The sequence below is a fragment of the Microbulbifer sp. genome, assembly GCF_036563125.1.
Taxonomy (GTDB): Bacteria; Pseudomonadota; Gammaproteobacteria; order Pseudomonadales; family Cellvibrionaceae; genus Microbulbifer.
The window spans coordinates 1-25410 of record NZ_DATCMV010000021.1 but is presented as its reverse complement, the minus strand read 5'-3'; the positions used below and the strand labels follow the sequence as shown (position 1 = coordinate 25410).

General features: G+C 61.8%; 20 protein-coding genes. 11 read left to right on the top strand and 9 right to left on the bottom strand.

Translation table 11 applies throughout. From position 1 onward, the window contains the following. Positions 1–30: 30 nt before the first annotated feature. The 8 genes from VIL80_RS01395 to gshB all read right to left on the bottom strand — a co-directional run bounded on the left by VIL80_RS01395 (position 31) and on the right by gshB (position 7828). Positions 31–1284, bottom strand: a complete 1254-nt coding sequence (locus VIL80_RS01395; protein ID WP_332034378.1) for a heme biosynthesis HemY N-terminal domain-containing protein — start codon at positions 1282–1284, stop codon at positions 31–33. Beyond that, a complete protein-coding gene (locus tag VIL80_RS01390) occupies positions 1281–2726 on the bottom strand; it encodes a uroporphyrinogen-III C-methyltransferase (protein WP_332034377.1) in 1446 nt (481 codons plus the stop codon). Before VIL80_RS01390 ends, VIL80_RS01395 begins: the two co-directional genes overlap by 4 nt. Before the next feature lie 168 nt (positions 2727–2894). Then, entirely contained in the window at positions 2895–3716 is an 822-nt protein-coding gene (locus VIL80_RS01385) for a uroporphyrinogen-III synthase (protein ID WP_332034376.1), read from the bottom strand. 16 nt (positions 3717–3732) lie between these two features. Further along, positions 3733–4662, bottom strand: coding sequence for a hydroxymethylbilane synthase (hemC, locus tag VIL80_RS01380; protein WP_332034375.1), 930 nt, complete (start codon positions 4660–4662; stop codon positions 3733–3735). A 58-nt stretch (positions 4663–4720) separates the two neighbouring features. Next, positions 4721–5149: a Holliday junction resolvase RuvX gene (ruvX, locus tag VIL80_RS01375; protein WP_318955594.1), complete on the bottom strand. Its 429-nt coding sequence runs from the start codon at positions 5147–5149 to the stop codon at positions 4721–4723. 51 nt (positions 5150–5200) lie between these two features. Next, positions 5201–5794, bottom strand: coding sequence for a YqgE/AlgH family protein (locus tag VIL80_RS01370; RefSeq protein WP_332034374.1), 594 nt, complete (start codon positions 5792–5794; stop codon positions 5201–5203). A gap of 62 nt (positions 5795–5856) precedes the next feature. Then, on the bottom strand, positions 5857–6786 hold the full coding sequence (locus VIL80_RS01365; RefSeq protein ID WP_332034373.1) for an energy transducer TonB: 930 nt from the start codon (positions 6784–6786) through the stop codon (positions 5857–5859). Positions 6787–6871: 85 nt separating this feature from the next. After that, complete coding sequence (gene gshB, locus VIL80_RS01360; RefSeq protein ID WP_332034372.1) at positions 6872–7828, bottom strand: glutathione synthase; 957 nt, start codon at positions 7826–7828, stop codon at positions 6872–6874. A gap of 379 nt (positions 7829–8207) precedes the next feature. Between gshB and pilG the strand changes: the two genes are divergently transcribed. From pilG to VIL80_RS01330, 6 genes are all read left to right on the top strand, one after another. Beyond that, positions 8208–8603: a twitching motility response regulator PilG gene (pilG, locus tag VIL80_RS01355; protein WP_318955590.1), complete on the top strand. Its 396-nt coding sequence runs from the start codon at positions 8208–8210 to the stop codon at positions 8601–8603. 233 nt (positions 8604–8836) lie between these two features. Then, complete coding sequence (gene pilH, locus VIL80_RS01350; protein ID WP_332034371.1) at positions 8837–9199, top strand: twitching motility response regulator PilH; 363 nt, start codon at positions 8837–8839, stop codon at positions 9197–9199. An 18-nt stretch (positions 9200–9217) separates the two neighbouring features. Beyond that, on the top strand, positions 9218–9760 hold the full coding sequence (locus VIL80_RS01345; protein ID WP_332034370.1) for a chemotaxis protein CheW: 543 nt from the start codon (positions 9218–9220) through the stop codon (positions 9758–9760). Between the two features lie 260 nt (positions 9761–10020). Continuing rightward, on the top strand, positions 10021–12180 hold the full coding sequence (locus tag VIL80_RS01340) for a methyl-accepting chemotaxis protein (protein ID WP_332034369.1): 2160 nt from the start codon (positions 10021–10023) through the stop codon (positions 12178–12180). A 140-nt stretch (positions 12181–12320) separates the two neighbouring features. Continuing rightward, positions 12321–18893 carry a hybrid sensor histidine kinase/response regulator gene (locus tag VIL80_RS01335; RefSeq protein WP_332034368.1) on the top strand — a complete coding sequence of 2191 codons (6573 nt, stop codon included), beginning with the start codon at positions 12321–12323 and terminating at the stop codon, positions 18891–18893. A gap of 61 nt (positions 18894–18954) precedes the next feature. Continuing rightward, entirely contained in the window at positions 18955–19440 is a 486-nt protein-coding gene (locus VIL80_RS01330; protein ID WP_332034367.1) for a chemotaxis protein CheW, read from the top strand. A 98-nt stretch (positions 19441–19538) separates the two neighbouring features. Here VIL80_RS01330 and VIL80_RS01325 read toward each other — a convergent pair whose 3' ends face one another. After that, a complete protein-coding gene (locus VIL80_RS01325) occupies positions 19539–22229 on the bottom strand; it encodes a penicillin-binding protein 1A (RefSeq protein ID WP_332034366.1) in 2691 nt (896 codons plus the stop codon). Between the two features lie 155 nt (positions 22230–22384). On the opposite strand from VIL80_RS01325, the gene pilM reads away from it, so the two are divergent. From pilM to VIL80_RS01300, 5 genes are all read left to right on the top strand, one after another. Further along, positions 22385–23461, top strand: a complete 1077-nt coding sequence (gene pilM, locus VIL80_RS01320) for a pilus assembly protein PilM (RefSeq protein ID WP_332034365.1) — start codon at positions 22385–22387, stop codon at positions 23459–23461. 3 nt (positions 23462–23464) lie between these two features. Next, positions 23465–24046: a PilN domain-containing protein gene (locus VIL80_RS01315; RefSeq protein ID WP_332034364.1), complete on the top strand. Its 582-nt coding sequence runs from the start codon at positions 23465–23467 to the stop codon at positions 24044–24046. A 2-nt stretch (positions 24047–24048) separates the two neighbouring features. Beyond that, positions 24049–24669, top strand: coding sequence for a type IV pilus inner membrane component PilO (pilO, locus tag VIL80_RS01310; RefSeq protein WP_332034363.1), 621 nt, complete (start codon positions 24049–24051; stop codon positions 24667–24669). Further along, entirely contained in the window at positions 24666–25193 is a 528-nt protein-coding gene (locus VIL80_RS01305; protein WP_332034362.1) for a pilus assembly protein PilP, read from the top strand. Before pilO ends, VIL80_RS01305 begins: the two co-directional genes overlap by 4 nt. Positions 25194–25195: 2 nt before the next feature. After that, positions 25196–25410: hypothetical protein (locus tag VIL80_RS01300; RefSeq protein WP_332034361.1), on the top strand; the 215-nt coding region annotated here is incomplete at its 3' end.

Here is a 25410-nt window from a genome sequence, read left to right as displayed (position 1 = left end):
GTTAGCAGGTCGCAGGCGCAAGCATGCTGCTCAGAGTGTGCCCGCACTGAGCATGCCCGTACTCTGATCCGGCAGAGGCAATCGTGGCAGGTCAGATACCGCTTGCAGTAACCCCTGCTCGTAGAGACGTGCCGCCTGGTCTTTTTCGCCGAGGGCATACAGCAGTCGCGCCAGTTCTGCCGAGGTAGCGGGATCGGCGCGCAGCAACAGGCTCTTTTCAAAATACTGCCGGGCCTTGCCCCAGATCTCATTGCGCAGGCACAGACGGCCCAGGCAGGTGAGCAGATCGGCATTCTCGCCGTACTCTTTTTGCCAGCCGTCGGCGACGCCCAGTTGCTGGTTGGCGTCGGCACCGGTAAGCAACCCGTAAAGCCGCACTGTGTCCCCGCGCCATTCGCGGTTCAGAATCCAGCGCAGCTGTTTTTCCGCTTCCAGATCGTCGCCAACCTTGTGCAGCATTTCACCGTAGAGGTTGCGCAGTTCGATATTGCGCTGCCAGCGACCGTTGAGGCTCTGCCAGGTTTCCCGCAGCCTCTCCGTGTCTCCGCGATTGGCAGCGTCGCGCAACAGGTTCTGATACACCTCGAGCTCCAGCTGCTGCAGCTGCGATTCGGGCATGGTGCCGTGCTTTTCCAGTCGCGGCAGCAGCTCGCGCAGGCCGTTCCATTCACCGATATGGTAGTAGGCCTGGCGCAGCAGTTGCAGCAGCGCAGGGTGATTGGGTTCTTCCTGCATGGCGCGCTGCAGGCTGGCGATACACTGCTCGTAGTGCTTGTCGAGCAATTGCATGCGCGCCTGGCTGATGGCGACCGCGAGCTGGGTGTCGTCGCCGGTGGCTTCCGCTTTCGCCAGCAGCTCGTTGGCTTCGTCGCGGTAACCCAGTTCAAAGGCGCTGCGCGCGGCAGCCAGGTAGTTGATGATGGGTGCATCGGAGCGCGCGGCGCTTTTCAGCAGCAGGCGGCGGGCGCGCGCCCAGTTGCCTTCCATATATTCCACCAGCCCGTTGGTGAGCCTGCGGCGCGCGGTGCGGCTGCGGCCGAAGCGGATACGACTGACGCTGCCCTCGATGACGCGGGCGATGCTGCGCAGCAGCCAGATAAACAGGAACAGCGCGAGGATGCCAAGGGCGAGGCCGCCCACGGCCACCCACAGGTTCATCTCTATCCGTTTCCCGGACTCCCCGCCGACCATCAACAGCAGGTAGCCCGGATAGGAGCGCATCGCCTCGGCCAGCAGCGCGCCGCCCAGCAGCAGCACCAGCGTGAAAAATAAAAAGCGCTTCACGGTTGGTTGCCTCCGTTATCGCTGTCCGGCGATTGCCCCGAGGAGACCTTGTGCATACGGTCGATGTAGTTGCGCAGGGCGCTTTGTGACGCGCTGAGGTTCGGCAGGTCCGTGGTGACTTTCTGCTGGCTCAGGTCTTCCAGTTCACTCAGGATCACCTGCCGTTGTGGGTTGTCCACACCGTAATCCTGCAGCAGCTGACGGGCGTGGGCGAGGGAGTCCTTGTACACGGTGTCGTCCGCGCGCAGCACCGCAAGTTCTGCCTGTTCCATATTCATGCGCAGGCTCTGGCGGAAGCGGGTTTCGCTCTGGGGCGACAGCAGGACCGGGTCCACCTCGCCGTCACGAATGCGCACGGAGCCCTTGAGAAAATCGACGAAATTATCCCAGCTTGAGCGGAAGTGGTCTTCGCCCACATCCTTATTCTCCGCCTGATGTTGCGCCGCAGCGGCATCGCGCTTGGCGAGGTCGAACTGGGGCTGGATATTCAGGTTTACCATCTGCTCCTCCAGCGCACGCAGGCGCAGGTAGAGGCCTTCGCGGTCGACATGTTCCGCGAGCTTCAGCGCGGTAATGTCGCGCGCGAGCTGCTGGCGTACACCATAGAGATCCGGCAGGTCCACATCGCGCACAATGGTATCCACTTCCTGCAGCAGGCCGAGGGCGGCGCGGCTGTCCTGCTCCAGCATCAGGCGCTGGTTGGCGAGTCGCAGCAGGTAATCGGCCTCGGCCAGCTGCCAGTCTTCACGGCTGGCATTACCCAGTTGGCTGAGGCGGTTGCCTTGGGCCGTGACATTGCGCTGCAGGCCGGCGAGCTGCTGCTCAAGTTGCTGGATGGTCTGGCTCTGTTGCGCCAGCTGTTGGCCCAGCTGAGCGATCATCTGCGCAGTGTGATCCTGAGGTGGCACCGGCGATGTGCCAGCGGGCTCTGCTGGGCGGGACTCGTCGGGCTGCAATACCGGCTGCTCGGGCACCGGCGATACGTTGGTGGGTTCTGTGGCGTTGGTTTCATCTATCGGCACCTGTGGTGCCTGCTGATCGCTACTCGCTTCTGATGCGTTTTGCGTATCACTGGAGCGCGTGCCACTGGGGTCTGCCGCGAAGTGCCGGCCGATCACCGGCAGGGATTGCAACTGCTGGCTCACCTGCTGGCGGACGCCGGGCACCAGGTACCAGGCAGCGACTGCGGCGGCAACCAGCAGCAGTAGCAACAGCCAGAACCAGCGCCACGGGCTGCGTTTTTTTACCCCGCTGGGTGCGGCTGCTTTGCCTGCTGTTTTCCCGGTATTGGCCTTGGCGAAATTGCTTTTGGATTCACCCTTGGGTTCGGCCTTTTCGGTCACCAGCGGAATGTTTTGTTGCTTGTCGGCCTTGGTGTCCGGGGTGCTGCCGCGGTCGCTGTTGTCGGTAGCGGAAGAAGGCGGGACTTTTTTATCGCTCATGGACTCGTCTGCTCAGGGTGGACGCCGAAAGGCACAGGCTTTTGCCGGATACGTCACAGGCGGCGCGGATGCCGGAAGAAATTTTGTCGCCAAATTATAGCGACTGAAGTGGCTCTTTATACGAAGTCTGGCGCGGAAATGAAATTTTTTACCGACGCTGGCGCGGAATCAGGAATGACGAGTGACGTTGCTGGCGTCGGAGTTGCCGGCGAGGGTGTGTTCCAGTGCCGCCAGCATGGCGCTGTCGCCGGCATTGGTGGCGGCCTGGGCGCGGGCAAAACCCTGTTCGCGGGCACTGATGGCAACGCGCTCGCTGGGGCAGACCAGCGGGCACGCCAACAACAGCTGGCGGCTGCTGCTGGCCAGTGCCGCGGTGAGGTTGTCCAGGGTTTCGCCGCTGTGCACGACGATGGCGTCGGGCAGATGGGCATAGTTACGCAGCTGCTCAGTGGCAGCGGCGGGAAGCAGGCGCTGGTACAGCTCGCAGTAGTCGAGACGCGCGCCGCGGGTTTTCAGGGTATCGCCGATCAATGTACGCCCACCCTGGCCGCGGAAAATGATCACGCGCTCGCCCCGGGGGTTTTGTAGCGCGGGGAGTGCCAGCAGCGCCTCGGAATCCATGGCGCCTTGTTCGGCTTCGAGGCCATTGCTTTGCGGCTCGGCGCCGCGCGCGCGGATGGCGCGGGCGGTGGCGGCGCCGATCCCGTAATAGCGTGGGCCCTGCGGCAGTTGCGGCCAGAAGTCGTCGAGCCAGTCGAAGGCATGCTGCACCGCGTTCTGGGACACAAAGATGGCGTGGTCGAACTGGTCGAAGTCCATCACCAGGTTGCGGATTGCCTGGGCGCTTTCACCGTCGGTGATCGGGGCTATCTCCAGCAGGGGGATACAGTCCACCTGTGCGCCGTGCGCCTGCAGCAGATCGCGGAAGCCGCCGCTCTGGTGAGCTGGGCGGGTGATCAGGATGCGCCGGCCGGCAAGTGGGTTGGTCACGATTTACGCTTTGCCATCAAAGATCGGCGAGGATTTTGTCGGCGCCGGCCTGCAACAGTTGTTCGGCGAGACGGATACCGAGGGCTTCGGCGTCGGCGGCATCCCCGTGTACTTCTGCGTGCAGCATGGTGGCGCCATCGGGACTGCCTACCAGGCCGCGCAGGTGCATACCGCCGTTGTCACCGAGCACCGCGTAGCTGCCGATGGGTACCTGACAGCCGCCATTGAGGCGGCGCACCACCGCACGCTCGGCGGCGAGGCGGGTACTGGTCTCGGTGCAGTGCAACGGTTTGAGTAAAGCCTCCAGTGCCGGGTCACGGCGGGACTCAATACCCACCGCGCCCTGGCCACCGGCGGGCAACAGCACTTCCGGTTCGATATAGGCGGCGATGCGCTCGCGCATTTCCAGCCGCAGCAGGCCGGCAGCGGCGAGGATGATGGCGTCGTAATCGCCGGCATCGAGCTTGGCCAGGCGGGTGTTGACGTTGCCGCGCAGGAATTTCACTTCCAGATCCGGGCGCACGGCCAGCAGCTGGCACTGGCGGCGCAGACTGGATGTGCCCACCACCGCGCCGTGAGGCAGTTCCTCCACAGAGGAATAGCGATTACTCACGAAGGCATCGCGGGGGTCTTCCCGCTCGCAGATCACCGGCAGGTGCAGGCCCTCGGGGAATTCCATCGGCACATCTTTCATGGAGTGCACCGCGATATCCGCAAGTCCATCGAGCATGGCCTTCTCGAGTTCCTTCACGAACAGACCCTTGCCGCCCACCTTGTTCAGCGGGATATCCAGCAGCTGGTCGCCACGGCTGGTCAGCGGCAGCAGTTCCACGGTGAGTTCGGGGTGGTGCAGCTCCAGCTGTTGCTTGACGTAGTTGGCCTGCCACAGGGCGAGGGCACTCTCGCGGGTGGCGATACGGATCTTGTGAATGGTGGTGTCAGACATGCGCGGGAACTGTCGTGGTTGAGAATTCGCGCGCAAGTCTACCAGTTTGTGCGCGGGATTACTGAGCGCTGTACTGGCGCAGCCAGTCCTCGAGAAAGATACGCGCGGCGATGGAGTCCACCGGGTCGCTGGCGTAGTGACCGCGGTGGCCGCGCCCGCGGGCTTCCTCCTTGGCGGCGCGGGTGCTGAGGCGCTCGTCGGCGTATTCCACGGGGAGGCCGAGGCGGCCGTGCAGGCGCTGGCCGAATTTGCGTGCGCGCGCTCCGATCTCGCTCTCGCTGCCGTCCATATTGAGCGGCAGGCCCACCAATAGCAGCCGCGGCTGCCACTCATCGATCAGGCGCTGCACCTGGTTCCAGTCCGGCTGGCCGTCGCGCGCGCGCAGGGGCTCGAGTTCACGGGCGCTGCCGGTGAGGCTCTGGCCGTAGGCGGTGCCAATGGAGCTGGTGCCGAAGTCAAAGGCGAGTACGGTAAAGGGTTTGCTCATGGGAATTGGGGCGTTGGCGAAATTGGTGGGACTTAACTCGGGAACTTGTTGTCAGGCGTGGCCGGACTGGGAGCTGATCCCGCTCAGGTCAATGCCGTGGCGTGCGGCGGCGGTGAGCCAGCGCTTCTCCATGGGGGTGGCGAACAGGATTTCAGGTTCCGCCGGCAGTGTCAGCCACGAGTTTTCAGCGATCTCCTGCTCCAGCTGCCCCGGGCCCCAGCCCGCGTAGCCCAGGGCCAGCAGCACATCGTCCGGGCCGCGACCAGCGGCGAGGGATTCAATGATGTCCTTGGAGGCGGTGAGGCTGATATCGTCGGAAACTTCGGCGGTGGAGGCGAATTGCATCCCGCGACCGTGCAGCACGAATCCCTGCTCCTGCGCCACCGGCCCACCCACCAGCACCGGTTCCTGTCCGCGCAGGCTGGCATCGTCCAGCTGCAGCTGGCTGAAGACCTCGCTCCAGGTGATGCGGCTGGGCGCGTTGATGACGATACCCATGGTGCCTTCGGTGCTGTGCTCGCAGATGAATGTCACCGCATGCCTGAAACGCGGATCCTCCAGGCCGGGCATGGCGATGAGGAACTGGCCGCGCAGGCTGTTGTGGGTGAGGTCGCTGTCGAGGTTCGCAGGGTGTTTGAAGTGCATGGGGCTTAGTTTAGCTGTTTCGCCGCAACAGGCGGAGTTTGCTCGGGTGTTCCGGGCGCGGATCAACCTCGGTCGGAACGGCCTTCGGCGGCGGTGGAAAACCCGGTCATCTCGAAGCGCCAGGTACGGATGATCTCCAGGCGATCGGCCTGTTTGCGGATCTCCGGTGGGAACGGTGCGAAGGGGGCAGCGAGGCGCACGATCTGCTGGGCGGCGTCGTCGAGGATGCGCTCACCGGACGACTCCAGAATCACCACTTCCTCAACTGCGCCGGTGGGCAGCAGGCGCACCATCATGCGCAGGTTGCCGGTTATCTGTTTTGCCAGCGCCTCTTCGGGGAAGTTGTCATTGCCGACGGCCTCCACCTTCTGGCGCCAGTCGTGCAGATAGGCGGCATCGGCCGACGCTTTGGTGGCAACCGAGGTGAGGCGGCGCACGCGCGGGCGCTGGGCGATGGTCTGACGGATCTTGTCGAGGCGCGCCTGCAGGCTGGCGATCTCGGGGTTGCTTGGCGGCAGATCGCTGGGCGCATCGCCGCGCTTTTCTTCAGAGCGTTTGTCTTCCGCCGGTAGCTCCGGCGCCTGCTCGGGGCTGTCGCCGATGGTGGTGATCAGCTGGCGCAACTGGTCCGCCGGGCGTGCAGCCTGCTGCTGCGGCAGCGGATTGACCTGGCGGATACTGGTGTCGGCGATCTCTGCGTGGCGGTCGCTGGAGAGTTCTTTCGGGGTTTCCGCGGTACCGCTGGCCTGCTGGTTGTGCTGGGCCAGGTAGTCGGCGTCTTCCGGTGCATCCAGCGAACGGTGTTGGGCGAGGGTTACCTCGAGGGTGGGCGGCGCCTCCTTTGCCTCGGGCGCGGTAAAGGCCACGCCAAAAATGAGCAGTGCGTGCAGCGCGCAGGCCAGGAACAGGGCGAAGGTGAAACGGTCGCCCTGGCTGGGGGGTGTCGCCTGGACGCCCGGGCTGGGTTTGGATTGGCTGGCGGCTGCGGTCATTGTGATTATTGCTTTACTGCTGCTTTATACGACTGTTTTGTTGGGAGACTGCGATGGTCTGTGCCGTGATAGGGCAGGCGCCAGTTTATCCCTTTTTGTCCAGTCGGTCTGTGATCGCGCGCATCAACAGTCCGCCGATGTCGGTGCCGTAGGCGGCGTCGATCTCGCGCACACAAGTGGGGCTGGTGACATTCACTTCCGTGAGGTACTCGCCAATCACGTCGAGGCCGACAAACAGCAGGCCTTTTTCCTTCAGTGTCGGGCCTACCTTGCGGGCTATCCACAGGTCGCGCTCGCTCAGCGGTCGCGCCTCGCCGCGACCACCGGCGGCCAGGTTGCCACGGGTCTCGCCGGCCAGGGGAATGCGCGCCAAGCAGTAGGGTACCGGCTCGCCGTCCACCATCAGAATACGTTTGTCGCCGTCTTTGATCTCGGGAATATAGCGCTGCCCCATGATCTGGCGCTGGCCGTTGTCCGTCAGCATTTCGAGGATCGCACCCAGGTTGGCGCCGTCGGGTTTTACGTGAAAGATTCCGGTGCCGCCCATGCCGTCGAGGGGTTTGAAGATGACGTCCTTGTGCTCGGCGTGGAAGGCGCGCAACAGTTGCATGTCGCGGCTGACGATCAGTGGCGGGATGCACTCGGCGAAGTGGGTGGCAAAGATCTTTTCATTGCAGTCGCGCAGGGACTGCGGGTTGTTGGCCACCAGGGTGCCCGAGCGTTCGGCCGCTTCAAGAATATAGGTGGAGTAGATGTACTCGTTATCAAACGGCGGGTCGACACGCATCAGGATGACATCGAGATCCCCCAGGTGCACCGGCTTGCGCTCACCCAGTTTGAACCAGTTCTGCGGATCCTCGAACACCTGAAGTGGCGAGCCATTGCCCATGGGCTTGCCGCTGTCGAGATACAGGTCGGATTGCAGAAAATAATGCAATTCAAAGCCCGCACGCTGGGCCGCCAGCAGCAGGGCGAGGGTGGTGTCTTTTTTGTAGGTGATGTTGGCGATGGGGTCCATGACCACGCCGAGAGTCTGGCTCATACCGGTATCCATGTGATGAATCTGTGCTGGCCGGGCGCCAGCCCGAGAGGAAGTGCTGGCGGCCGCGGAAAATTCGGAATCTGCGTCCGAGTGTTACAGGTCGCTAAGGTAAGAGTAGCGGGCAAGCTCCGCAAGGTTGTGTGTGGCGGTGTCGCGGGGCGAAATTGCGCTCTTGCTCACAATTTAGCCTTTGCCGGCTGCACACCCCGGCGGTCGCTAGATTCACTGTGGTATCTGTGATACAAGTTTCCCCCTGATCTGCGCCCGCCGGCCGCGGCCACTCGCAGCGACGATCGGACCCCGTCAAGAGGTTACACATTAGGTCGGGAAGCAAGAAATCCGGCCTGAAAAATAAGTAAAGGGGACTTGGGAACACACTATGGAGCTCAACTGGGAAAGTCTCACCGTGATGGTGATTGACGACAGTAAAACCATTCGTCGCACCGCGGAAACGCTGCTGCAAAAAGCGGGCTGTGCGGTGGTTACCGCCACTGATGGCTTCGATGCCCTGGCCAAGATTGCCGATTCACGTCCGGACATCATTTTTGTAGACATCATGATGCCGCGTCTCGACGGCTATCAGACTTGCGCTCTGATCAAGAACAACAGTGAATTCCGCAGCACGCCGGTAATCATGTTGTCCAGTAAGGACGGCCTGTTCGATAAGGCCAAGGGGCGCGTGGTGGGGTGCGACCAGTACCTCACCAAACCGTTCAGCAAAAGTGAACTGCTGGGTGCGATTTCCGCCCACGCCAAACCTCATCATGCAGCCTGAGAACTGGTTCTCGTTGCGGGTGTGAAATTTTCGACGGAAATCGCGTAGACTACCGTGTCTGAACTTCCGAGGCCCGCGCGCGTTCGCTAAATGGTGGGGTAGTCAGGAAGCTCGGTTACGAATAACAAAGTGTGTGATCGCCGCCGTCTGCATTGGTGCGCGATTGGTGCCAACAACAACCGCCTGGCAATCAGAGTGATGCCGAAAGCGGAAACACTATCTCGGGGGAACAGATGGCCAGAGTACTAATCGTCGATGACTCGCCAACCGAAACTCACAAGCTGACCACCATTCTGGAAAAGAACGGCCACGCGGTTCTGACTGCGACCAACGGTGAAGCCGGCGTCGGTGTTGCCCGTGAGCAGCGTCCCGATGTCATCCTGATGGATATCGTGATGCCCGGCCTGAACGGCTTCCAGGCTACCCGCCAGCTCAGTAAAAATGGTGATACCAGCGGTATTCCCATTGTGATTGTCACCACCAAGGATCAGGACACCGACCGTGTGTGGGGCATGCGCCAGGGCGCGCGCGCCTACCTGACCAAGCCTGTAGATGAGAGCAAGCTGCTCGGCACCATCGCGGAGGTGTTGGCCTGAGGCCGACGTTGAAAGTCCGTGCAACCAACTCTTACCCCCTATCTGGCGCTGGTTGATATTGCCAATCGCGCAAAAGCACAGGCGAAGGGGCTACCTGCCCGCCAGGAAGTCAAACCCTACTGGACGGGCATCGGATTTTCTATTCTGGGGCACCGTTTCGTCGCCGCCATGGAAGACGTGGTGGAATTGCTGGAGGTCCCCCAGTACACCTTCATTCCCGGGGTTCAGCCCTGGGTGCGCGGGGTGGCCAACGTGCGTGGCCGCCTTTTGCCGCTGGTCGATCTTGCTGCGTTCTTCGGTGGCCACCTGACCAATTCGCGCCAGCGCCGTCGGGTGCTGGTGCTGGAGCAGGGCAAACTCTATGTCGGCCTGATCGTCGACGAACTTCACGGTATGCAGCATCTCGCACTGGAATTCGGCAAGTTGCCGCCGGCGGATCTGGCTGAGTCTTTCGCTCCCATGATCAGTGGCCAATTCGAGTTGCAGCAGGGGCGCTGGCTGGTGTTCGACCTGCAGGCCCTGGTCAACGATTTTCAATTTGCGGATGCCGCGGCTCACTGAGCGGCGGCTTTCTGTTTTCTGGCACCCCCCGATTCAGGTAACTCCGAATCCGGGTGTCACTGAGGTGGGGCGCATTTTGTGCGTCAAACCTATTGCGGATGATGGTTTTGGCCGTTCGTTCGCGCAAAGCCCGTTGTCGGCAAGTGCCGGTTTTTGGGGGAACCCACACAGTTGGGTAACAGGGGATGGGAGGCCGCGAGGTCTCGACAGTGGTGACAACAAGAATTTGGCCTGAGGGACAGGTCCGCCAGGAGTAAATTATGAAAACAGGCTCCCAGAGTTCATTTTCCGCGCTGCGTAGTAACAGTGCGGCGGTGTTTATGGGTCTGCTGGTACTCGCCACACTGATTGGACTGTTCGTCAGTATCTACTTGGTGCAGAGCTACGCTGGCCGGGACCAGGGGTATCAGGAAGACGTGGCGGAACTTCGCGCCCTGTCCTATCAGGTGGTGTCTTACGCGCCGGCGGCCACCGCGGGCGACGAGCAGGCATTCGCGGACCTGGAAAAGGTCGTCAACCAGATGGCCGCCACCTGGAACGAGTTGCAGGGTATGGACCCTGGCAGCAAGCGCGCGCTGGAGCAGGAGCTGGCAGTATATGGCCAGGTGTGGCGCCAGTTGCGCGAGCAGGCCGATACCATTATCGGTAACAAGGATTCGATCATCTTCCTGAACGACGTGGCGAGCACCCTGAATGACTCGCTGCCGGAACTGCAGGCAGAGCACAACAACATCGTGGAAATCCTGCTGGCCAACAACGCCCCGGCCAATCAGGTAGAGCAGGCCCAGCTGCAGGTTTGGCGCGCCGAGCGTATCGGCCGGAACATCGACAAGATGCTGCAGGGTGGTGACGATGCGGAATCCGCAGCGGACCAGTTCAACACCGACGCCAGCCTGTTCGGTAAAGTGGTTGAGGGTATGAAAGGCGGTGACGTGGTGATGGGTATCTCCCGCGTGACCGACGGCGAAGCGCGAGAGTCTCTGGAAGAGATTACCGAGCTGTTCGAGTTCGTAAGCTCCTCCGTACGTGAAATCTTCGAAGCGACCCCGGCGCTGTTCGCCACCCGCCAGGCGGCGGATGGTATTGCGGCCTCCTCCCCGCAGCTGCTGGAAGCACTGTCTGTTCTGAACGACCGCATCGGCGGCCTGTCCAGCGAGCGCCAGCCCAACAACCAGACCATTTTCATCATTGCCGGTGTGTTCGTACTGTTGATCTTCGCCATGATGATCCAGGCCTTCTCCGGCACCCGCCGCAGCCTGCGCACCGAGTCCGAAACCAACGAGCGCAACCAGCAGGCGATTATGCAGCTGCTGGACGAGCTGGCCGACCTCGCGGATGGTGACCTGACAACCTCCGCCACCGTAACCGAGGCCTTCACCGGTGCGATCGCGGACTCCATCAACTACACCATCGACCAGCTGCGCGTGCTGGTATCGCGAATCAACGGCGCAGCACAGGAAGTATCCTCCCTGTCCCAGGAAACCCAGCAGACCGCTCTGCACCTGGCCGAGGCCTCTGAGCACCAGGCCCAGGAAATTGCCGGTGCTTCCGCTGCGGTTAACGAGATGGCGGTGACCATTGACCAGGTATCTGCGAACGCCGCGGAATCTGCGCAGGTAGCGGAACGCTCGGTACAGATCGCGAGTAACGGCGCCAAGGTGGTACAGAACACCATCAAGGGCATGGATACCATCCGCGAGCAGATCCAGGACACCTCCAAGCGAATCAAGCGACTGGGTGAATCTTCCCAGGAGATCGGTGACATCGTTAGCCTGATTAACGACATTGCCGACCAGACCAACATTCTGGCACTTAACGCCGCGATCCAGGCCTCTATGGCCGGCGACGCGGGCCGCGGCTTCGCGGTGGTTGCGGACGAGGTTCAGCGCCTCGCAGAACGTTCCGCCGCCGCTACCAAGCAGATTGAAGGCCTGGTAAAAGCGATTCAGTCCGATACCAACGAAGCGGTTGTGTCGATGGAATCCACCACCACTGAGGTGGTGCGCGGTGCCCGTCTGGCGCAGGACGCGGGTGTTGCCCTGGAAGAGATTGAAACGGTATCCACCAACCTCGCATCCTTGATTCAGAACATCTCCAACGCGGCACGCCAGCAGGCTTCCTCCGCGGGCCACATTTCCAACACGATGAACGTGATTCAGGAAATTACCTCGCAGACCTCTGCCGGTACCCAGGCCACGGCACAGTCCATTGGTAACCTGGCCCAGACCGCCTCCGCACTGCGCGACTCCGTTGCCGGCTTCAAACTGCCGAGCCATGACGATGTCGACGGTGAGAGCGATCTGTACGACGGTGACCTGGCCCAGCTGTCGGAAGAATTCCCGATGCTGGATGACGAAGCTGCCGAAGACGAGCTCGACATGCTCACCGCAGAAGAGCGCACTGGTCGGGCCATGGCCTGATCCACCGCAGATACCCATAACGACAAAAGCGGACCTCCCCGCGGCCGGCACGGCGCCGGGGAGGTGCAGAGCAGCAGGTGAACGGCGCAGGCCGTTGTTAGCGTCTGCCGGCGAGCAAACTGAATTACCGAGGACTTGGCGTGAGTCGCGACAATCCCAATTTTGTAGCCCTGGATTGGCTGATAGGCGAAATCAACGAGACGCTGGCCCAGGCGCGCCAGCAGCTGGAAACCTTTGCCTCGGATTCCTCTATCGCGGACCCCTCTACCGACAGTTCCGGTCTGCTGAAAAACTGCCTGGGCCTGATTCACCAGGTCCACGGTAGCCTGCACATGGCGGAGCTGACCGGCGCCGCCATGCTCGCTGAAGAAATGGAACAACTGGTGCACGCGCTGGCCAGTGGCGAAGTGGAAAACAGCGATGAAACCCGCGAATTCCTCATGCGCGCGCTGCTGGAATTGCCGCTGTACCTGGAAAAAATTGCCTTCCAGCGCCGCGACAACGCGGTGTTGCTGTTGCCCCTGTTGAACGACCTGCGCGCGGTGCGCCGTGAGCGCCTGATCACCGAGGGCGCGCTGTTCTCGCCAAACCTGTCCGCCCTGGAATTTGCCACCGGCGAGCGCCAGCCACTGCTTGGCAACAACGCCAAACTGCAGGAGCTGGTGGCCAAGCTGCGCAAGATGTACCACGTGGCTGCCGCGTCCCTGATCCGCGACGTCAACAGCGGCGAGAGTATCGCCTACCTGAACAAGGTGTGTGAAAAAATGGCGCTGCTCTACAGCGGTAGCCAGCGCCAGCACCTGTGGGAAATCCTGCGCGGCCTGCTTGAGGGCATTGCCGATCACCGGGTCAACGTACTGCCGGCGCTGCGCCAGCTACTGCGCCGCATCGATGTGGAATTCCGCCTGCTCGCCGGACAGGGTGCGCGGGTACTGGATGCGCGCCCGGATCACGACCTGCTGCGCAACCTGCTGTTTTACGTTTACCTCTCCGGCCCCAACGGCCCGCGCACAAGCGCGCTGTACCAGCAATTTGCCCTGGACCAGGCCGTACCTGGGACCCCGCGCCCAGATACCGAAGCTGCACTCGCCATGGGACCCGAGGCCATGGGTACCGCGGTGGCGGCGTTGCGTGAGGAGCTCGCCAATGTGCGCGAGGCGCTGGATCCGAGCATCGCCAATGCCGAGCGCCCGCCGCTGGCCGATACCGCCATTGTCGCCAAGCGCATCGCGGATACTCTGGGCGTGCTGGGGCTGGAAAATCAGCGCACCCGTGCCCGTGCGATCTACGAATACCTGCGCGATGCCTCGCGCAGCGCGGACCCGGATGAACTGCTGATGCAGGCCGCGTCCGAACTGGTGCAGCTGGACTCCGGTCTCGCCGCCGCCGTGGAGCGCGACCGGCGCAACGATAGCGAATCACCGCTGATGGGCGAGGCCACCGGCCGCGTATTGCGCGAGGCCCGAATTGGCCTCGAAACCGTGAAGGAAGCGGTCGTCGAATACATTGCCAGCCACTGGGATGCCGGACATCTCGCGCAAGTGCCGAAGCGCTTGCAGGAAGTCTGCGGTGGCCTCGACATGGTTGGATACCGGCGTGCGGCGGAGATCGTCGGCGCCTGCAAGGCCTATATCGAAGAGCGTCTGATCAGTGCCGGCGACCAACCGGACTGGAAACTGTTGGATACCCTCGCCGATGCCGTCACCAGCGTCGAGTACTACCTCGAGCGCCGTGCCGATGGCATCGAGGATGCGGACATGTTGCTGGCGCTGGCGGAAGACAGTGTCGCCACCTTGGGTTACGCCGTCGCCGATGGCGAGGGTGCAGTGGCAGTTGAGACTGCGGTTGTTGTCGATACTGCAGCGGTCGATGACGGAGCTGGCGATACAGCAGATTTTGCCGCGGAGTTTGTCTTCGAGGACGCCGATATTGCCGCATCCGAGTCCGACGAAACCCCGCTTGTGGTGGAAGCGGATTCCCAGGGTGACGATGAGCAACGCGCCCTCGACAGTTTTGAATATTCCCTCGATATCGACGAAGTCAGTTCTGCAGAGAGCGCCACGCCCGAAGCGGATACCTATTCTGACCCTGCAAGCGAAGATCCACTCGCTGGACTTTCCGCCTCATTGGTAATAGAGGCCGGTGCCGCGCAGGTCAATGAGTCCAGTGACGACGACACCTCTCTGTTGGACGCAAGCTGGTTTGCGACCGATGAACCCGCGCATGCTACGAAAGATAGCGCCGACGGAACCTTGGCAGATACCGGTGCGAGCAGTGTGCCGGAAGCGCCGGCGGTTGCCTCCGTGCCGATGCTGGAAGACGACGATGACGCCAGCATCATCGACGAGGAAATTCTGGAAATTTTCCTCGAGGAAGCCGGTGAGGTGCTCGACACCATCAACCACTATTTCCCGATGTGGGCGGCCAATTTCGACAATCGCGACGCGCTGGTGGAGTTCCGCCGCGGCTTCCACACACTGAAGGGCTCCGGCCGCATGGTGGAGGCGCTGGAGGTGGGTGAGCTGGCGTGGGCCGTGGAAAACATGCTGAACCGGGTGCTCGACGAAACCGTCACCCCGGGCCGCGCCCATGTGTTGCTGATCGAGCAGGTCATCGCCAAGTTGCCGTCCATGGTAGAGGGCTTCCGTACCCAGACGGGGGATCCCGACCCGGCGCGCACCGCGGAACTGGATGCCTGGGCCAAGCAGCTCTCCCACGGCGAAGTGCCGGAGGCACTGCTGCAATCGATGCCGGCAGCGGCTGCGCCAGCGGTGGAAGACGGTATCACCGGTCAAATTGACGACTATGTCGACGACAACGCCCAGCTTTGGGACATCTTCGCCCAGGAGGCGGAGACACACCTGGCCACGGTGGCGGAATTCCTCGCCGAGATGGCGCGTGCTGCACCGGTGTACGGCATACCCTCAGATCCGCTGCACCGCGCACTGCACACACTGAAAGGCTCCGCGCATATGGCGGAAGTCACCCAGGTGGCGGAGTTGATGGCACCGCTCGAGCGCTTTGTGAAAGAGCTGCGCACCTACCAGGTGGCGATCGACAGCGACATCTTTGAACTGATCAGCGATGCCGCCAGCTATGTAAAAGCCGTGCTCAACCAGATTTACCGCGGCGAGCCGCTGTACGTGGAGCGCGCCGAGCAGTATCTGGCACGCGTCGCCGAGTTGCAGGAGCGCGCCGTGGGTCACCTGATCCGCGAACGCGAAGCCAACGAGCCCAAGGCAGTCGACCCACAATTGTTGGCAGTCATTATGGCCGACGGCATGAGGGTGCTGCTGGACGCAGACGAGATGCTGAACCAGTGGCGCCAGCACCCGGGCGAAACCGCCATTCTGTTGCCGGTTGCCGAAGAGCTGGATGTTCTGCAGCAGGCCGCGGGCCAGGCGCAGCTGCCGACGCTGCAGGAACTGTCCCAGTTGCTGCTGGCGGTCTACCGCCAGGTGATCGACGGTCACCTGGAAGAAGAGCCCGCGCTGTGGGCAGCGCTGGAGCAGGGGCACAACGAATTGCTGGATCTGGTGGACGCGGTGGCCGCATCCACCGATCTGCCGCCGGTGAGCGAAGTGGTGGGCGAAGCCCTGCGCACTCTCGCTCAGGGCGATGACGGCGCCAGCGAAGAAGATATCGATCTCGCCGAGTACGGCATCGACAGCAGCGAGTTCACCTTCGACGAAGAGATTCTCGTCGCTGCGCCGATGGAAGCCGATGATACCGAAGCCGGCGATATGGAAGTGGTTGCCGCAGAGGATGCCGACGAGCAGCTGCTGGCGGATCTGAGCTTTGACGAGTTGCTGGCCGAGGAGTCCGCGATCGATGCCAGGGCGCCGGCCGCGGAAGAGGATATTGACCTCGAGCTGCCAGCCGACATTGAAGTTGATGTCGTCCGTGCTGAGGCCATCGATACGGGTACGCTGGAACTGGATGGCATTGAGTTCGCAACTGCGGAAGCCCTCGACGATACCGAAGTGGCGGAGTTCGAACTCGCGGATACCCCGGACGAGAGTGCGCCGACCATTGAGGAATTCCTCACCGAGAACCTGTCCGTCGCGGACCTTGAGTTGCCAACAGCGCTACAGAACGATCTGCCTGCTGGCACCGAACAGGTACACGATACGGTAACTCCAGCAGTGCCTGCGCCACAGGTGGATGTGCCGACGGCAGTTGCCGAAACCGATGGCGAGATTAGCGCCACCCAGCGCGCGCTGCTCGCGGACATCGACCCGGATGTGGTGGAAGTTTTCCTGGAGGAAGCCGGCGACCTGATGGATGAACTCGATGAGTTGATCCAGAACTGGGAGCAATCGCCGGAAGACAAGGGTGCGCCGGAAGCACTCAAGCGTGTATTGCACACCTTCAAGGGCGGTGCGCGTATGGCCGCGCTGATGGGGCTCGGCGAGGTGGCGCACCGCTTTGAAACCGTCATTGAAAACATGCAGAGCGGCAGCTCGCCTTCTGCGGCGTTCTTTGTCGACGCTCACCGAATTTACGATCGCCTGATGACTGGCGTCGAAACCGTGCGTGCGTGGATGGGAGGCGAGGAAATCGGACCTTTCTGTGCGCTCTTGGACACCCGTTGGGCAGATGAGCAAATCGCACAAGAGGCTGCCGCCGCAGAACATCAGCCGGGTGCTGCAGCGGTTGCCGAAGAGCATGAATTTGTCGACGTGGCCGAAGCGGACGAAGAAGTCCACGAAGAACCCGAATTCGACAGTTATGCGCCGCCGGTAGAGGTGATTGAAAAAGCGGCTGTGCCGGTGGCCGCTGCGGCCCCCGCCAGCAATGTGCTGCCGTTTGTGCGCAAGTCGAAAGATGTCGGCGACCGCAACGGCGGGCAGCCCCGCAACCAGCCCCAGGAAATGGTGCGGGTGGCATCTGAACTGCTGGAAGAGCTGGTCAACCTCGCCGGTGAAACATCGATTTCCCGCGGTCGACTGGAAGAACAGGTGTCGGAGTTCGGTCTCGCCCTCGACGAGATGGACTCCACCCTGAGCCGACTGAACGAACAGCTGCGTCGCCTCGACAAGGAAACCGAAGCTCAGATCCATTTCCGCCAGGAGCAGTTGGCAGAGCAGGACGTGGATTTCGACCCGCTGGAAATGGACCGCTATTCGTCCATTCAGCACCTGTCGCGCTCGCTGCTGGAATCCACCTCGGATTTACTGGAGTTGCGTCAGACCCTGGGTAACAAGGCGCGGGACACCGAGACCCTGTTGCTGCAGCAGTCACGGGTAAACACCGAACTGCAGGAAGGTCTGATGCGCAGCCGCATGGTGCCTTTCTCCCGTCTGGTACCGCGCCTGCGCCGTATCGTGCGTCAGGTAGGCGCGGAGCTGGGCAAACAGGTGGACCTGGTGTTCTCCAACGTGGAGGGTGAACTGGACCGGTCCATGTTGGAGCGTATGGTGGCACCGCTGGAACACATGCTGCGCAACGCGGTGGACCACGGCATCGAGTCGCCGCAGAAACGCCGTGACACCGGTAAGCCCGAACGCGGCCGCATCTCCGTGGCACTGGCGCGCGAAGGCAGTGAAGTGGTCATCACTATCAGCGATGACGGTGCCGGTATCAACCTGATGCGGGTGCGCGAGAAGGCCATCGAAAGCGGCCTGATGCGGCCGGACGCGGAGTTGTCCAACAACGAGATCATGCAGTTCATCCTGCAGGCGGGCTTTAGTACCGCCGAGAAGGTGACCCAGATTTCCGGGCGCGGCGTGGGTATGGACGTGGTGTCTGCGGAGATCAAACAGATCGGCGGTAGCGTGACCATCGGCTCGCAAATAGGCAAGGGTACCGAGTTCGTGGTGCGCCTGCCGTTTACCGTGTCGGTCAACCGTGCGTTGATGGTGAAGGTGGGGGACGACCTGTTCGCGCTTCCGTTGAACACCATCGAGGGTATCGTGCGTCTCAGTCCGTTCGAACTGGAGCACTATTACCGCACCCCTGAGGCGCGGTTCGAATACGCCGGTGAACCCTATCAGGTGAACTATTTCGGCAGCCTGTTGCAGTCCAGTGCGCAGCCGCGCCTGGCGGTGGAAGACATGCAGATGCCGGTGCTGCTGGTGCGCTCGGAAAATACCGCCATGGCACTGCAGGTGGATGCCATCATGGGCAGCCGGGAAATCGTGGTGAAGAGCCTCGGGCCGCAGTTTGCCAGTGTTCAGGGGGTTTCCGGGGCGACGGTAACCGGTGACGGTACCGTGGTGGTGATTCTCGATGCGCACGCGCTGCTGCGTAAGCACGCCGCTCTGCTGGCGCGCCCGGAGGCACCGCTGCTGCAGGAAATTACCACCATCAGCGGCCGCGAAGAGCCGGTAGCGCAGAAGCTGGTGATGGTAGTGGACGACTCGGTGACCGTGCGCAAGGTAACCACCCGCTTCCTCGAACGCGAGGGCTATCGCGTGATCACCGCAAAAGATGGCCAGGACGCCATCATCCAGCTGCAGGATGTGATCCCGGATGTGATGCTGCTGGATATTGAAATGCCGCGTATGGACGGCTTCGAGGTGGCGCGCAATATCCGCTCCAGCAGTCGCCTGCGGAATATTCCGATCATCATGATCACTTCCCGTACCGGTAAGAAGCACCGCGACCACGCGCTGTCATTGGGGGTAAACCACTACCTGGGTAAGCCCTACCAGGAGGAAATCCTGTTGGGCGCGATCCGCGACTACACCGAAACCAGAGCGGACGTGTGATGGCGGTACCGGTTAATTACGAATCTGTTGAAGCCCGAGTGCGTGGCGGAGAGTACACAGCATGAGCGGATTAGACGCCCTGCCCACCACCGAACTGCCGCAGGAAGTGAGCAGCCTGTTGCTGCCGCTGGCAGACGGCCACCTGCTGGTGCCGGTGGATACGCTATCGGAAATCATTGCCCTGCAGAGCCCGGTTTCCGCGTTCGATGCCCCCGACTGGTATATGGGCGAGCTGCACTGGCGGGAACTGCGCTTGCCGCTGGTGTCATTTGAGGTGATGCGTGGCAACCCCATGCCGGTGCTGCGCAGTAACTGTCGTATCGCGGTACTGAGCAGTGGCAATGGCGACGGTGACCTGCCGTTTTTCGCGGTGGTACTGCAGGGCACCCCTCGACTGGTGCGAGTTACCCCGGAAGAGCTGGTGGCGCGTGAAGGCGAGTGCGCCATGGGCGAACTGATGCACGTGGCCCTGTCTGGCGAATTTGCGGTGATTCCGGACCTGTCGACGATTGAGGAAGTCTGCCTCGAGTACCGCAATCGCCGCTGAATGCCACGGCTGAATCAGAGCCACAAAAAAACCGCCCGGTGAGGCGGTTTTTTTGTGGCTGCACTTTGTCAGCGGAAAACTGCTGGCGCGTTATCGCATCAGAAAATTTCCTCCGGCAGCTCTTCCTGGGTCTGATGCTCGCCGGCGGCTGGCGCCTCCGGGCCATCCGAGTAGATGGATGGATAGTTGCTGTAAGTCTCGCGCCCCGGCACCTTGTCGGCGCGGAAGATCTCAAAGATTCCGCCGCTCGAGGTGCGCAGCCCGGTGCGCGGGTTGATGCGCATGGTGACGATGTTGTCCGGCTGCGCCAGGTGCCGCTCCGGCAGGCCTTCCAGCGCCGAACTCATAAAGTCGATCCAGATCGGCAGCGCCGCAGAGCCGCCGTATTCATTGCGGCCGATGGGGGTATTGTCGTCAAATCCTACCCAGGTGCTGGTGGCCAAATAAGGACTGTAACCGGAGAACCAGGCGTCCCGCGGGCCGTTGGTGGTGCCGGTCTTGCCGGCGATATCGCCGCGTTTCATCACCAGTGCCTTGCGGCCGGTACCCAGCTTGATCACGTCTTTCAGCATCGAATCCATGATGTAGGCGGTTTCCGCGGTCATGGCGCGGGGTGCGCGGGGGCGCGCCTGTTCGTCTGCCTGTAGCGGCGCCACCGGCAGGGTGCGCAGCTCGATGGGCTCGCGTTCTTCGGACGCCAGCGCGGTGTCTTGCTGCAGCGCCTGCAGATCGATGGGTTCGGGTTGCGCGCTGGGTTCCTCGCCGGCTTCCGGACACTCCTGGCAAACGGTGAGCGGCAGCGCCTGATACACGGTGTCGCCGCGCACATCCAGCACCTGGTCCACCAGATAGGGCTCGACGCGGAAACCACCGTTGGCGAATGCGGCGTAGCCGCGCACCATCTCCAGCGGGGTCAGCGCGGAGCTGCCGAGAGCAATGGACAGGTTGCGCGCCAGCTTGTCGCGTTCGAAACCGAAACCTTCGACGAAGGTTAGCGCGCGATCCAGCCCGAGGGATTGCAGCAGGCGGATGGAAACCATGTTGCGCGACATGTAGAGCGCCTTGCGCAGACGCGTCGGGCCGAGGAAGTCGCCGCCGTCGTTCTCCGGGCGCCACACGTCCTGCAGGTTCGTCTGCTCGAAAATGATCGGGGCATCGTTAATGATACTGGCGGCGGTATAGCCGCGTTCAATGGCGGCGGAATAGATAAACGGCTTGAAACTGGAGCCGGGCTGGCGCGCCGCCTGGGTGACGCGGTTGAAGTGGCTCTGGCGGAAGTCGTAACCTCCCACCAGTGCGCGGATGGCACCGTCTTCCGGCTGCAGTGATACCAGCGCGCCCTGGGCAGTGGGCACCTGGGCCAGGTGCCACTCCTCGCGGGACTGTGGTGCTTCGAGCTCTTCCTCGTCGGACAGCCCCTCTGGCGTGGAGAACGGATCGTCAGTGATTTCGGTGCCGGCCAGGCTCTCGGCGGCGTTTTCGATCGCAGCGGCGCGGGCCTTTTTCTGTTCTTCCGCTACCTGTTCGGCGGAGATCACTACGCGGCGCAGGCGCACCACGTCGCCGGGCGCGAACATTTCGCCTGCAGACTGGAGGCTCGCGCCCCGGGCATTTTCCGATATATACGGGCGGATGCTGCCGAGACCGCGATCCCATGGGATCTCGATCACGCGGCGATCGCGCAGCTGCACGCTGATACTGCGGTCGGCAACCGCAGTCACCACCGCGGGCTGCAGGCCGCCAAGCACCGGGATTTCCTGCAGCAGGTCCACCAGCTGATCGTTGTCCGCCAGCAGTTCCGGGTCCAGGCGTTGCTCCGGACCGCGGTAGCCGTGGCGGCCGTCGTAGGTCTCGAGGCCTTTCTGCAGCGCCTTGCGCGCGCTGTCCTGCAACTTGCTGTCGACCGTGGTGATGACCTGGTAGCCGTCGGTATAGGCGGCGTCACCGAACAGGTCGACGGCCTCCTTGCGTGCCATTTCCGCCACGTAGGGGGCGTTCATGTCCAGGTCGCGACTGTGGTAGCGGGCGGTGACCGGTGCGGTGATGGAATTCTTGTACTCGTCCTGGTCGATGTAATCCAGATCGAGCATGCGCTTGAGGATCCAGTTGCGCCGCACCAGCGCGCGCGAGGGGTTGGCAATGGGGTTGTAGGTGGAGGGTGCCTTGGGCAGCCCCGCCATCATCGCCCATTGGGCCAGGCTCAGCTCATTGATATCCTTGCCGTAATACACCTGGGCCGCGGCCTGGAAACCGTAGGCGCGGTTGCCGAGGAAGATCTTGTTGATATACAGCGCAAGGATTTCATCCTTGCTGAGCTCCTGCTCGATCTGCAGAGACAACAAGATCTCGTTGAACTTGCGGATAAAACGCTGTTCACGGGTTAGGAAGAAATTGCGCGCCACCTGCATGGTCAGCGTACTGCCGCCGGACTGGATGGAGCCACTTGCCACCAGCTGGCGGACGGCGCGCATCAGGCCCTTCAGGGAAACGCCGCTGTGGGAGTAGAAGGTGTCATCTTCCGCCGCCAGGATAGCCTTGATGAACATATCCGGGGTCTGTTCGATGGTGATCGGGCTGCGGCGCTTCTCGCCGAACTCACCGATCAGCTTCATGTCGCGGGAATAGATGCGCAGTGGTGTCTGCAGGCGGATATCGCGCAGGCTCTCGACCGACGGGAGGCCGGGCTTCAGGTACATGTAGATGCTGGAAAGTGCCATGGCGCCAGCGGCGGCACCGGCCAGCGCCAGCCACAACAGGGACAGCAGGCGGTTGCGGGCTTTTTTGGTCATGAAAATGCTTCTGTATACGTCTTGATCAAAATTGTCGGCACTGTATGACAATTATACGAATAATGTGCGCTGTTACCTATGCAAAAGGCGGTTGCGACGGTAATTTAAAGTGCTATACCATCAAACCTCGATAACCCACGGAAAAGATAAGAAAAATGGGGATGCTCCCTTTTCTCAACAAGGGTCCTAAAGCCATGCTTGGGCTCGATATTAGCTCCACCTCGGTAAAGTTGCTTGAACTGAGTCGCAGTGGCGACAAATACCGCGTGGAAAGCTATGCAACCGAGCCTCTGCCGCCAAATGCGGTAGTGGATAAGAATATCAATGACGTGGGTGCGATTGCGGAAGCCATACGCAACGTAGTGCGCCGCTCCAAGACCCGTCTGCGCCAGGCTGCAGTGGCGGTGTCCGGTTCCGCGGTCATTACCAAGACCCTGGAAATGCCGGCGGATCTCTCCGACGACGCACTGGAAGCGCAGATAGCGCTGGAAGCCGATCAGTACATCCCCTACCCCCTGGATGAGGTGAACCTGGACTTTGAGGTGCAGGGGCCGTCAGAGCGGGGCGAGGGGCAGGTCGAGGTGTTGCTGGCGGCCTGCCGCAGCGAAAACGTGGAGCAGCGGGTTTCCGCGCTGACCCAGGCGGAGCTGCAGCCGGGCGTGGTGGATGTGGAAGCCTACGCCATTGAGCGGGCCTTCACCCTGATGGAAAACCAGTTCCCCGCCCAGGAGCAGTTGGTGGTGGCGGTTGTGGATATCGGTGCCACCATGAGTGCGCTGTCGGTGATGGTAGACGGTCGCATTGTATACACCCGCGAGCAGCTGTTTGGCGGGCGCCAGCTCACCGATGAAATTCAGCGCCGCTACGGCCTGTCGGCCGAAGAGGCCACGCTGGCCAAGCGCCAGGGCGGCAGTGGCCTGCCTGACGATTACTACCCCGAGGTGCTGGAGCCTTTCCGCGATGCGGTGGTTCAGCAGGTCACCCGCTCCCTGCAGTTTTTCTATTCCTCAACCTCCTACAGCGATGTGGACTACATCCTCCTCGGCGGCGGAGTTGCCGCGATGGACGGTCTCGCCGAAATGGTCGGTCAGAAGCTGAATAAACCCACCCTGGTGGCTAACCCATTCCGGGATATGAGTGTGGCGTCCCGGGTCAACCGCCAGTCACTGGCGGTAGAGGCGCCGTCGCTGATGATTGCCGCCGGTCTCGCCATGCGCGAGCGGGAGTTCTAACACATGGCAAAGATCAACCTACTCCCCTGGCGCCAGGAATACCGGGCGCAGAAACAGAAAGAATTCCAACAGGTCGCCGCGCTGGTGGTGATCGCAGCCGCGGTCAGCGTATTCATGTGGATGAAGACCGTGGATGCGCAGATCGCCAACCAGAATGAGCGCAACCAGCTGTTGACGACTGAGATTGCCGCTCTCGACAAGCAGGTGCGCGAGATCAAGGATCTCAAGAAGCGTCGCCAGGAGCTGATCGACCGCATGCGGGTGATTCAGGAGCTCCAGGGTAACCGACCGCTGTCGGTGCGCTATTTCGACGAAATGGTGCGTGCGGCGCCAGAAGGTCTGTGGTTGGTGAACCTGACGCGCACCGGCAAGACCCTGAAGATCTCCGGTGTGGCGGAATCCAATAACCGGGTTTCCTCGTTTATGCGCAGTCTCGACCAGTCCGAGTGGTTTGAGTCGCCCAACCTTACCGGTGTAACCGCCAAGCCGGAATTCGGCGAGCAGGCGAGCGCATTTGAAATGACGGTCAGTGTCAGCGGCCGCAAAAAAGCAGAAGATGGCGACGCCGCCAACAGTGGAGCGTAACCGTGGCGCTTGAAGATACTCTCAAACAGCTGAATCAGCTGGACATCAGCGATATCGACTTCTCCCGTGTCGGTGTCTGGCCTTTGGCCGGGCGCGTGGTGCTATTGATCGTGATTGCCGCGGTCTTGGTGGGTGGCGGTTATTTCTTCATGATCAAGGACCGCTATAGCCAGCTGGAATTCGCGGCCAACAAGGAGCGCGAACTGTTTACCCAGTTCGAGCGCAAGTCCTTTGAGGCGGCGAACCTGGACGCCTACCGCGAGCAGCTGGCGGAAATGGAAGAGACCTTCGGCGCACTGCTCAAGCAGCTGCCGAAGGACACTGAAGTGCCAGGACTGCTGGAAGATATCGATGAATTTGGTCGCGGCAGTGGCCTGACTATCCAGAAAGTCGCCCTTGAGGGCGAGCAGGTGGGCGAGTTCTATGTGGAGCTGCCCATCCGCATCGAAGTGCAGGGCGGCTATCACGAATTCGGCGCCTTTATCAGCGGTATTGCCGGCATGCCCAGAATCGTCACCCTGCACGATTTCGATATTCAGGCGGGTAAGGATGGAAAGGGGCTGCTGAACATGGTGGTTAACGCCAAGACCTATCGCTACAAGGATCAGGGGGCAGAGGGATGAAAAAATACTTCGCCCTGACCGCAGCGCTGCTGGCGCTGGCCGGTTGTAGCCTGGACGGCAATCACAGCGATCTCAAGGATAAAATGGCGGCGGTCAAACACAAGCCAAAGGGCCAGATTGAACCGATTCCGACATTTACTCCATATAGCCCATACGTGTACAGCGCCGCTGCCCTGCGCAGCCCGTTCATGCGTCCGGTGCTGGAAGCGGACCAGCGTCTGGTTGGCCGCAAGCTCGATGTGGCGCCGGACGTGAATCGCCAGAAAGAGCTCCTGGAAAATTACCCCTTTGATGCCCTCTCCATGGTGGGCACCCTCTCCCGCAGCGGTCAGCTGTGGGCGCTGATCAACGATGGCGACGGTGGTATCCACCGCATCACCATCGGCAACTTCATGGGCAAAAATCACGGGCGTGTAGTCAACGCCTCATCGTCACAGATCGATGTACTGGAAATTGTGCCGGATGGCACCGGTGGCTGGCTTGAACGGCCGCGGGCTCTGACTTTGGAAGAGAAGGACAACTAAAAATGATCACCAAGCAACTCGCCTGCGTATTGGCCCGGGCTGCCAATACACTGCCGCGCGCCAAAGCGCTGCTGCTGGGCCTGCTGATTCTGCCACTGGCGGCGCCAACCCTGGCCAGCCAGTTAAAAGATATCCAGTTTTCCGAACTGCCCGGCAGCCGCCTGCAGCTGCGCCTGACATTCAGCGATGTGCCGCCGGAACCCACTGGCTATACCAT